Annotated in this window: 7 protein-coding genes; 5 read left to right on the top strand and 2 right to left on the bottom strand. The window is 34.7% G+C overall.

What is annotated here, in order from left to right:
* Positions 1-205: 205 nt before the first annotated feature.
* Complete coding sequence (locus tag ACTYA4_RS21965) at positions 206-418, bottom strand: hypothetical protein (RefSeq protein WP_443483665.1); 213 nt, start codon at positions 416-418, stop codon at positions 206-208.
* A gap of 327 nt (positions 419-745) precedes the next feature.
* On the opposite strand from ACTYA4_RS21965, the gene tnpB reads away from it, so the two are divergent.
* Together tnpB and ltrA are read left to right on the top strand one after the other, a co-directional pair.
* On the top strand, positions 746-1,921 hold the full coding sequence (gene tnpB / locus ACTYA4_RS21970; protein ID WP_443483670.1) for an IS200/IS605 family element RNA-guided endonuclease TnpB: 1,176 nt from the start codon (positions 746-748) through the stop codon (positions 1,919-1,921).
* Positions 1,922-2,699: 778 nt separating this feature from the next.
* Positions 2,700-4,502 carry a group II intron reverse transcriptase/maturase gene (gene ltrA / locus ACTYA4_RS21975; protein WP_445505871.1) on the top strand — a complete coding sequence of 601 codons (1,803 nt, stop codon included), beginning with the start codon at positions 2,700-2,702 and terminating at the stop codon, positions 4,500-4,502.
* Positions 4,503-4,787: 285 nt separating this feature from the next.
* On the opposite strand, the gene ACTYA4_RS21980 is transcribed toward ltrA, so the two are convergent.
* On the bottom strand, positions 4,788-5,423 hold the full coding sequence (locus tag ACTYA4_RS21980) for an NAD(P)-dependent oxidoreductase (protein ID WP_443483666.1): 636 nt from the start codon (positions 5,421-5,423) through the stop codon (positions 4,788-4,790).
* Positions 5,424-5,634: 211 nt separating this feature from the next.
* Between ACTYA4_RS21980 and ACTYA4_RS21985 the strand changes: the two genes are divergently transcribed.
* The 3 genes from ACTYA4_RS21985 (at position 5,635) to ACTYA4_RS21995 (ending at position 7,656) form a co-directional block, all read left to right on the top strand.
* Positions 5,635-6,075 (top strand): Rrf2 family transcriptional regulator, encoded by a 441-nt coding sequence (locus ACTYA4_RS21985; RefSeq protein WP_443483667.1) that lies wholly within the window; start codon positions 5,635-5,637, stop codon positions 6,073-6,075.
* A gap of 266 nt (positions 6,076-6,341) precedes the next feature.
* On the top strand, positions 6,342-7,193 hold the full coding sequence (locus ACTYA4_RS21990) for a metallophosphoesterase (RefSeq protein WP_443483668.1): 852 nt from the start codon (positions 6,342-6,344) through the stop codon (positions 7,191-7,193).
* A 40-nt stretch (positions 7,194-7,233) separates the two neighbouring features.
* A complete protein-coding gene (locus tag ACTYA4_RS21995; protein ID WP_443483669.1) occupies positions 7,234-7,656 on the top strand; it encodes a GNAT family N-acetyltransferase in 423 nt (140 codons plus the stop codon).
* Positions 7,657-7,823 lie beyond the last annotated feature (167 nt).

Consider the following 7,823-nt stretch of genomic DNA (forward strand, 5'->3'; position numbering starts at 1 on the left):
ACTGAAAATATGCATGACATATGCATATTTTTTTTGTGTAGAATTTTATAAAAAGTTATGGAAGAATACGTCTTAAGCCATCCATTGATAAGCAAAGTGCCTTTCTTCAATAAGAAGCAAGGCACTCGTTCGTGTTTATTCTTTAATAGAAACAAACTATTCAACTCAAAATAAGTAAACTATTTTTCGCTGCATATTTTTTAGATCAAGTGCAGCCTTCACACTCATAATAGTGTTTTGTAGCATCAATAGTTTTTATTAATTTGCCGATCACGACATCGTCTTCATCTGTAAATTCTATATCTGCTACTCTTTCCTTTACTAATTGTCTCGCTTTTTCTTCTGTTTCCGCCACTTGACTAAATTCACTTTCTAAGCCAGTAGAGTTAACTGTATATGCGAATAAGAAACGTTGCATTTAAAAGAATCTCCCCTTTTTTTAATAGATATGTATTCATTATATTAATAATAATAATATAATGAAACAAAATTGCTTTCGTGCCATTATGAAGCTAAGCTGTTTAATCTTAATAAAAACTATGTAAGCAACTTGATTCTCAGTTTTTTCCCCTCTAGTTAAAAAGAAACCAGATTTATCATTTCCCGACAGAATACTCCCTCCTCAAGAAGTGTGAAGGGAAAAGCCCAATGAGTAGGTGGGAGATGAATGTCGGTTGGCGTTAGCCAAAACTTTCCTTCTTATGATATAATAGGAACGAATGTTCTTGGTGGGAAGGTGATATTCATGCTAGTGAAAAAAGCCTATAAATTCCGCTTGTACCCAAATAAAAAACAGATGGAACTCATAAACAAAACCATTGGCTGCTCCAGATTTGTGTTTAACTTTTTTCTGGGGAAGCAAAAAGAAAAAGATGCTTATTGGCATATCTGCGAAGAAATGGTACAACATGGTCAGCTTCCGATAAATAATTGGAAAGGCAAGTACTTAAACAAATACGAAACAGTGAAATCACTTCCTGCACTAAAGAAGCATTACTCTTTTTTGAAGGAAGTAGATAGTATTGCTTTGCAAAAATCAGTGGAAAACTTAGCTGATTCTTATGATCGTTTCTACAAAAAGCAAAATAAACAGCCAAGATTTAAAACGAAGAACAATCCTGTTCAGTCTTACACGACAAAGCACACGAATGGGAATATTGAGGTTATTGAAAAGAAAATAAAGTTACCGAAACTAGGGAATGTTCGCTTTGCGAAAAGTCGTGAAGTTGAAGGAAGAATCTTGAGTGCTACCGTTAGACGAAATCCATCTGGTAAATACTTTGTGTCTATTACTACCGAAGTAGAAATAACAGAGTTACCGCAAACAAACTCAGCTGTCGGTGTTGACGTTGGCTTAAAAGATTTTGCTATTCTATCTGATGGAAAACGCTACTCCAATCCGAAGTTTTTCCGCTCCGCAGAAGAAAAGTTAGCGAAAGCACAACGAATCATGAGTAGACGAACAATAGGCGGAGCAAATTGGAATAAAGCCAAAAAGAAAGTCGCACGTATCCATGAAAAAATAGGAAACATAAGAAAAGATTACTTAGACAAAATCTCCACCGAAATTGTCAAAAACCACGATATCATCGGGATGGAAGATTTGTCCGTATCTAATATGTTGAAAAATCATCACCTTGCGAAAGCCATCAGTGAAGTATCATGGGCACAATTCAAACACATGATGGAATACAAGGCAAAATGGTACGGGAAACAAGTGGTGACCGTTTCCAAGAATTTTCCTTCCAGTCAGCTATGTTCCTGTTGTGGCTATCAGAACAAAGACGTTAAAAATCTCAAACTACGTGAATGGAAATGTCCAGCATGCCATGCTCACCATGATCGTGATCGTAACGCAAGTGTAAATATCAAAAACGAAGCAATAAGACTTCTAACCGCAGGAACTGCGGGGATCGCCTAATCAATAACTGGTGGATACACCGGTGTTCTTAGGAATCTCCCGCTTCAATGAAACCGTAAGGGTGATAAGCGGTGAGTAGTTGTGCGAAACGTTTCCTTATAAATGCGTATGCATGAAATAGGAGGGTTGCTGAAGCAATCATAACTGATTAACTGAAATTCGGAATGAAAGCCGTCATGTCGAGCTGAAGCGAGTTATCTAATACTCCTACATGCACAGAATGGTAGTAGCCTGAATGTGTATGAAGCTAGGTGAAGGCGGCTGAAATGAACCTAAGTTGCTTTTATAGGATATGGTTCATGATAGGTCGGGATGCTATAAAATATCTATGGTGAGAATGTCCAATAGGACTGACGAACTTGCGAATGTAAGGGTCTAAAACCGCATTATTATCGAAAGATATAAACTACAAATTGTAGGGTTAACCACCGAAAAGTATGGATAACTACTAAGAAATTCGGGATACTCGACAAAGAGAGTATAGAGTTAACAGGTTCAGAGTAAGCACCCACGGATATATGTAAAGCTAAGTTAATTGGAACGTTGTAAGCAAGAAACGTCTATTTAAAACGACTACTATCGGGATGGTGTCTATAAGGTAAAAATCGAAATGACTTTATTCTTGTGAAAGTAGGGACACAGTACCGATGAAACGTGTAATGAACGTGGAGGGATAGTCCCAAGTCTTGTTCTTTGTAAAACTAAATCAACTAAATGAAACTCACAGGGGCGAGTAAGATGATGGGACTTTCCTTAGGAAAGGAGAAACAATCCATCGGTGAGTACAGCGTTACGACATGCGGAATATTATGATATGCAAAGTACCTTTGATGACCTTTATGAGCGCAGTAAGACCAACGCAACAAAAGGTCTAAGATTGTATGAACATATTATATCTAAGAACAATATCTTATTAGCTTATAGAAATATAAAAGCTAATACAGGATCAAAAACTACTGGTACTGACGGCATCACAATTGACCAATACAAAATAGAAGATATTGAAACATTTGTTGAAGAAATAAGAACAGAACTAGAGAATTATAAACCTCAAACAGTTAGAAGGGTTGAAATACCAAAACCAAATGGAAAGAAACGCCCTTTAGGTATACCGACTATGAGAGATAGATTAATTCAACAGATGTTTAAACAAGTATTAGAACCAATATGTGAAGCCAATTTCTACAATCATTCATATGGATTTAGACCAAATAGGTCAACTCATCATGCAATGGCAAGATGTCAGTATCTAATAAATAGAACAGATTACCATTACGTAGTAGACATAGATATACAAGGTTTCTTTGATAATGTGAACCATGCTAAGTTACTAGAACAAATGTATAGAATCGGCATCAAAGATAAACGAGTGCTTTCTATTGTATCGAAGATGCTGAAAGCACCCATACAGGGAGTAGGGATACCATCCAAAGGAACTCCACAAGGTGGTATTTTATCCCCACAACTATCAAACATCGTTTTAAATGATTTAGATTGGTGGATATCTAATCAATGGGAAAATATGAAAACAAATTTTAAATACAAAAACCAAACTGTTAAGATTCGTATGCTCAAGAAATCGAATCTTAAACAAATGTATATCGTCAGATATGCAGATGACTTTAAAATTTTTACTAATTCCCATCAATCAGCTATTAAATTATACCATGCTGTAAAAGGATATTTGAATAATCAATTAAATCTTAAAATATCAACCGAGAAATCAACGATTACAAATCTAAGAAGAAAAAGGTCAGAATTCCTAGGATTTTCGCTTAAAGCAGTGTCTAAACGCAATAAACATGTTGCAAATACACATATCATGGATAAGAAAATAAAAACAATTTTAGAGAAGGCAAGAAAACTTATTCATGATATTAGGAAAAATCCATCACCGAAGAAAATCAACCTTTATAATTCTTATATTCTTGGCATTAAAAACTACTATAAAATAGCAACACACATAAATTTCGATTTTGCAAAAATAGAACATCGGTTATTTCGAACCCTGCATAATCGTCTTAAATCAATTGGGAAATATGGAATACCTATCAAACCTTCTGCAACGTATAAACGACTACATAAGAACAAATACAGAACGTTCGAAATCGCAGGTATACATTTATACCCTTTAAAAGACATTCAAACAAAGAACGCCATGAACTTTAGCCAAGATAAGTGTAACTACACTAAAGAAGGAAGAATAAAACTTCATAAAAACCTTAAAGCTGATATTGCAACCGAAATTCATAAAATGTTACAAACATACTACGATAACGAAAAATTAGAATATGCAGATAACAGAATTTCAAGATATTCTATGCAATTAGGTAAATGTGCAGTGACAGGCAACTTCCTTTTAGCAAATGAAGTTCATTGTCACCACAAGATACCTCGGAATATGGGTGGTACAGATGAATTCAGCAATCTTGTAATATTTCATAAGGATGTTCATAGACTAATTCACGCAACAGATGAAAAGACGATTGAGCAATATAGAAACTACCTTCAATTGGATGGAAAACAATTGAAGAAGGTAAATCACTTTCGTAAAATTTGTAATTTAGTTGCTTTAGTTTAAAAGAATAAGATGGAACGCCTAATGCGGTGAAAGTCGCACGTTGGGTGTGGAGCAGGGGAAAAGACGGCGATCACATCAAAATCTTACCTATTGCTATCAAGGAAAAGATAGCAACCATATTTCTTCAGTTGGAACGATCCTAATTTCTTATAAAGTATCCGCACGGCATAATTACCTTTAACTGCCTTTAGATAGCTTAGCGATGAGCTATGGAACATAATTTAAAAATACCATTAGCTGACAAAACTAATGGTATTTTTTAAATTAGCCTCGTTTCTAAAAACCTTATTTTGCTTCAGCAACAACTGAAAATCGTTCGTTTTGATGTTGTGGATTTTCAATTTCATCCAAAACTACGATAGCATAGTCAGCATAGCTTATATAGCTTTCTCCTTTTGCATTTAAAATTAAGTTGTCTTTCCCTTTTTGATAAGAGCCTGTTCGTTGACCTTCTGGATCAAAGAATCCTGCTGGGCTGATATAAGTCCATTGAATGCCATCTGTATTTTGTAAATCTTCAAGGTTTTTCCCCATATTTGTTGCTGTTGGAAAATATGCTTCAGGAAAATCTGGTGTTTCAAATACGCGAAGTGTTTTTTCTTCGTTCACAAATAAACTGCCTGCTCCTCCCACGACAATCAATTTTGTCTGTGGAGCATCTTTAAGTGCTTCTATTAAAACATTGCCAGCATCCACATGTTGTTGTTCTTGACCTGGAGCAGCATTAAATGCATTTACTACCACATCAAAATTTATAATATCTTCTGTTTTTAAATCAAAAATATTTTTTTCTACCACAGCAACATTTTGAACTTTTCCGGCATCTCTAACGATTGCTGTAACTTCGTGTCCTCTTGAATGAGCTTCTTTTAAGATAAGATTGCCTGCTTTACCACTTGCACCGATAATTCCAATTTTCATGATAACATTCCTCCAGTAATAATTTATTAGTTTTACTAACCTGTAACTTATATGATTACATGTAATAATATAAGTTACAGGTTAGTTGTTTGTCAACACTTAATCATTTAAAATCTTAATTTAGGTGCAACAGTGACTTGTAACTGTTTGCATTACATGTTTTATCCTATATAATAATTAGGAATACCAATAGTAAAGGAAGGCGAAAAAGGTGTCTATTAGCAGCCGTTTTGCAGTGGGAATCCATATATTAGCTCTTTTAGAAATAAATAAAGATGGAGTTAATACATCTGAATATATCGCTGCGAGTGTCAACACAAATCCAGCTGTAATTAGAAAGATAACGGGTATGCTTAAAAATGCAGGGTTAATAAATGTCCGTCCTGGTGTTGCTGGTGCAAATTTGGCTAAAGAATTAGGCGATATAACTTTACTCGACGTTTATAAAGCTGTTAGTGTTGTACAGGATAAAGAGTTATTTGGAATACATGAAAATCCAAATCCAGCATGTCCTGTTGGAAGGAATATACAAAATACAATTGGTCCAATATTTTCTGCTGCTGAGCTGGCATTAGAAAAGGCTTTAAAAGCAGTAACGATTGAAGATGTTGTAAAGGGTATTTTAGAGAAAGAAAAATTAAATACTAAGTGATTTTAATAGGCAAAGTTAAAAAAGACATTCGCGTAAGAATGTCTTTTTTACAATATTGGGTTTTATTTTTTGCATTTTCTAAGTATTCTCATACCGACAAATGTACTCGATGTGTTTCCGTTTTGATCAAAATAGAATCGGATTGCACTGAGTGTATCATTAAAAGCATATGAACCCTTTGTCTCTACTATATCATACAACTATTTATATCCTCGAAAACCAATATATGAGAAAATAGCATTATTAAAAGAATGAAGAGGTGCATCATGCAATTTTTGAAAAAGAAGTGGCTGCTGTTTATTATGATCATTTTGATAGCCATTCTATTTTCCTATTATCAAAATAATGCGGTTTCAACGACAAAGATAACGATACAATCTAGTAAAATACCAACAAGTTTTAACGAGTATAAAATCGTGCAATTATCTGATTTGCATAGTAAAGAGTTTGGGGAAAATCAATTGAGGCTAGTGAAAAAGGTAAAAAAATTAAAACCTAATTTGATTGTTTTCACAGGTGATTTAGTAGATGCGGATAAATATGATGAAGCGATAAGTCTAGCATTAATGAAGCAGCTTGTTTCGATTACTTCTGTGTATTATGTGACAGGCAATCATGAATGGTGGTCGGGAAAGTTCGATAGCTTAGAGAAAAAGCTGCAAGATGCTGGAGTAGAAGTATTGAGAAACAGAAATGTTACGATTCATAATGGGAAGGGACAAATTAAACTGATTGGGGTGGATGATCCAGCAATCGATAGGGAAGCTCCAAATGAAGCAATTGTTGATCAGGAAATGCAATCGGCTTTAAAAGGGTTGGATACAAGTAAGAGCTTTACGTTGTTATTATCTCATCGACCGGAATTATTGTCATTATACGAAAAACATCAAATCGATCTTGTTCTGTCTGGGCATGCACATGGCGGACAAGTAAGAATTCCCTTTATAGGAGGATTGGTAGCACCAGATCAAGGCTTTTTGCCAAAATATACAGCAGGTACATATAAAAAAGGCGATACTACGCTGATTGTTAATAGAGGATTAGGCAACAGCATCATCCCGCAGAGACTATTTAATCGGCCGGAGATTGTGGAGATTACTTTAGCATCGGAAAAATAAGTTGAGATGGCTAATGAAGTCAAAAACTTAGGAGGATAAGGTGAAGATTATCAATCAGTGGAACGAAGCAGATAGTGAGTTCATACGAAAAAAGGTAATAGAGTATAACTTAGAGAAAATACCTGCTGAAGTAAAACATCCAGTTAAGAAGGTTAGCTTTATGATTAGGAATGAAAAGAAAGAAATAGTAGGGGGGATAACAGGAACAATTTTTTGGTATTGCCTCCATATTGATTTCTTATGGATAGATAAGTCCATTAGAGGGAATGGGTACGGAAAAAAATTATTACATAAGATAGAAGATTTAGCGATAGCAAATAATTGCAAAAGCATTCAATTAGATACTTTTAGCTTTCAAGCTCCTGAATTTTATCAAAAAAATGGTTATCAAATAATTGGATTGATTAAGAATCATCCATATAAAGAAATGCAGCAGTATTTTTTAGAAAAGAAACTGATGTAAAAATTACATGAAAAGAGGCTGAGTATTATGAAGTATTTTGTTTCTGATGATCATTGATATGATGCCTTATATTTAGTAGGATAAAAATGGAATAGGGAGTTTGAAAACGACCATCATGTTGGTTAGGAGAGGCGTCCGCACGACTCCTGCGGGATTAGCGAGAAAGA

Source organism: Niallia yueguangensis (genome assembly GCF_052663115.1).

What these genes read in the sequence shown, in the direction of transcription:
- ACTYA4_RS21980 (WP_443483666.1), bottom strand. Translation starts at nt 5,423, where the DNA reads ATGAAAATTGGAATTATCGGTGCAAGTGGTAAAGCAGGCAATCTTATC.
- ACTYA4_RS21990 (WP_443483668.1), top strand. Translation starts at nt 6,342, where the DNA reads ATGCAATTTTTGAAAAAGAAGTGGCTGCTGTTTATTATGATCATTTTG.
- ACTYA4_RS21965 (WP_443483665.1), bottom strand. Translation starts at nt 418, where the DNA reads ATGCAACGTTTCTTATTCGCATATACAGTTAACTCTACTGGCTTAGAA.
- tnpB (WP_443483670.1), top strand. Translation starts at nt 746, where the DNA reads ATGCTAGTGAAAAAAGCCTATAAATTCCGCTTGTACCCAAATAAAAAA.